This is a genomic window from Pseudomonas sp. Pse35, from assembly GCF_024519715.1.
Classification (GTDB): Bacteria; Pseudomonadota; Gammaproteobacteria; order Pseudomonadales; family Pseudomonadaceae; genus Aquipseudomonas; species Aquipseudomonas paracarnis.
Genome location: NZ_JALJRP010000071.1, coordinates 1 through 3,015 on the forward strand (window position 1 = coordinate 1; position 3,015 = coordinate 3,015).

Below are 3,015 nucleotides of genomic sequence, written 5' to 3' on the forward strand. Positions count from 1 at the left end.
GTTTTTCGAAGTTGCCGCCGGAAGCGTCGGTGATCTTGACGGTCTGAGTGCTCTTGTCGATGAACACGTCATCGGTAGGCGCAGGGACGGTCACAGTACCAACGGTTTCGCCAGCCTTGATGGTGATCGACGAGCCGTTGTCGAGTTTCAGCGTGACGTCGGTCCCCGCCTTGTTGGACAGCGTGGCGGTGTACGTAATCTGGCCACCTTCGTTAACAGCGTTAGGCGCTGTCAGCGTCACAGTAGTGGTGTTGTCGGTACCCGGTGTGTCCTTGACGGTGGTATTCACCGCCGTCGTGCCAGGCACTAAATTTTCAAAGTGCTCGCCACCGGTTACGCCTTTGATGGCGGTAGTGACAGTTTGGTCGCCTTTGTACACGTCATCAGGAGCAACAACCGAAACGCTACCGCTTGATTGGTTTACGCCGATGGTGATGGTCTTGCCGTTGTCCAAGGTAACGGTCAACGGGTTGGTGATGTTGGTCACCGGTGCGCCGTTTTTATCCACAAGGCTGGCGGTGTAGACGATATTGCCGCCTTCGCCGACGGTGGTAGTAGCGGTCAGGACCACATCTACCTTGTCGATGGTGTCATTGATGGTGGTGGTTGCGCCGTCGCCTGCCACTTCGAGTTTTTCGAAATTGCCGCCGGTGGTCTCGGCGATCTTAACGGTCTGGGTGCTTTTATCGATAAACACGTCATCGGTAGGCGCAGGGACAGTGACGGTGCCAACAGTGTCGCCAGCCTTAATGGTGATGCTTGAACCATTGTCGAGTTTCAGCGTGACGTCGGTGCCGGCCTTATTGCTCAAGGTCGCGGTGTAGGTGATCTGACCACCTTCGTTAACGGCACTTGGCGCTGTCAGCGTCACAGTAGTGGTGTTGTCGGTACCCGGTGTGTCCGTAACGGTGGTGTTCACCGCGGTAGTGCCCGGCACCAGGTTCTCGAAATGCTCGCCGCCGGTTACGCCTTTGATAGCGGTGGTGACGGTTTGATCGCCTTTATAGACATCATCAGGAGCAAGAACCGAAACGCTACCGCTCGATTGGTTTACGCCGATGGTGATGGTCTTGCCGTTGTCCAGAGTCACGGTGAGCGGATTGGTGATGTTGGTCACCGGTGCGCCGTTTTTATCCACAAGGCTGGCGGTGTAGACGATATTGCCGCCTTCGCCAACGGTGGTGGTCGCGGTCAGGACTACATCAACCTTGTCGATGGTGTCGTTGATTGTGGTGGTTGCGCCATTCCCTGCGACTTCCAGTTTTTCGAAGTTGCCACCAGTGGTCTCGGTGATCTGAACGGTCTGCGTGCTCTTGTCGATGAACACGTCATCGGTAGGCGCAGGCACGGTTACGGTGCCAACGGTGTCGCCAGCCTTGATGGTGATGCTTGAACCGTTGTCGAGCTTCAGTGTTACGTCAGTGCCCGCTTTGTTGGACAGCGTGGCGGTGTACGTAATCTGCCCACCTTCGTTTGCCTCAGCCGGAGCCGTCAACGTAACGGTGGTGGTGTTATCGGTGCCAGGGTTATCGGTGACAGTAGTGTTCACTGCCGTCGTGCCAGGGACCAGGTTTTCGAAGTGCTCGCCGCCGGTCACGCTTTTGATGGCGGTAGTGACAGTTTGATCGCCTTTGTACACATCATCCGGCGCGATGGTGGTGATAGAGCCACTCGACTGATTCACACCAATGGTGATGGTCTTGCCGTTATCGAGGGTGACGGTCAGCGGATTGATGATGTTAGTCACCGGTGCGCCGTTTTTATCCACAAGGCTGGCGGTGTAGACGATGTTGCCGCCTTCACCAACGGTGGTGGTGGCCGTCAGGACCACATCGACCTTGTCGATGGTGTCGTTGATCGTGGTCGTTGCGCCGCTGCCTGCAACTTCCAGTTTTTCGAAGTTGCCGCCGGAAGCGTCGGTGATCTTGACGGTCTGAGTGCTCTTATCGATGAACACGTCATCGCTAGGAGCGGGCACGGTCACAGTGCCAACCGTGTCGCCAGCCTTGATGGTGATCGAAGAGCCGTTATCCAACTTCAGCGTGACGTCGGTACCGGCCTTATTGCTCAAGGTCGCGGTATAGGTGATCTGGCCACCCTCATTCGCTTCGGTCGGAGCTGTCAGCGTTACGGTAGTGGTGTTATCGGTGCCCGGTGTATCAGTAACGGTGGTGTTAACCGGGGTAGTACCTGGAACCAGATTTTCGAAGTGCTCGCCGCCGGTAACACCCTTGATAGCGGTGGTGACGGTTTGATCGCCTTTATAGACATCATCAGGAGCAAGAACCGAAACGCTACCGCTAGTCTGGTTTACGCCGATGGTGATGGTCTGGCCATTATCCAAGGTGACGGTCAACGGATTGGTGATGTTAGTCACCGGCGCACCGTTTTTATCCACAAGGCTGGCGGTGTAGACGATGTTGCCGCCTTCACCAACGGTGGTGGTGGCCGTCAGGACCACATCAACTTTGTCGATGGTGTCGTTGATCGTGGTGGTCGCGCCGTTACCTGCAACTTCCAGTTTTTCGAAGTTGCCGCCGGTGGTTTCGGTGATCTTGACCGTTTGGGTGCTCTTGTCGATGAACACGTCATCGGTAGGCGCGGGTACGGTTACGGTGCCAACAGTGTCGCCAGCCTTGATCGTGATCGACGAGCCGTTATCCAGCTTCAGGGTGACGTCAGTGCCAGCCTTGTTGCTCAAGGTCGCGGTATAGGTGATCTGGCCACCCTCATTCGCTTCGGTCGGAGCTGTCAGCGTTACGGTAGTGGAGTTATCGGTGCCCGGTGTATCAGTAACGGTGGTGTTAACCGGGGTAGTACCTGGAACCAGATTTTCAAAGTGCTCGCCGCCGGTCACGCCTTTGATGGCGGTAGTGACGGTCTGGTCGCCTTTGTACACGTCATCCGGCGCGATGGTGGTGATAGAACCGCTCGACTGGTTTACGCCAATAGTGATGGTCTTGCCGTTATCCAGGGTCACGGTCAGCGGATTGGTGATGTTGGTCACCGGTGCGC

General features: G+C 56.3%; 1 protein-coding gene. It reads right to left on the reverse strand.

Annotated elements, in window-relative coordinates; genetic code table 11:
• The coding region (locus OC445_RS26845; protein ID WP_315986353.1) for an immunoglobulin-like domain-containing protein at positions 1-3,015 on the reverse strand (3,015 nt) is incomplete at both ends.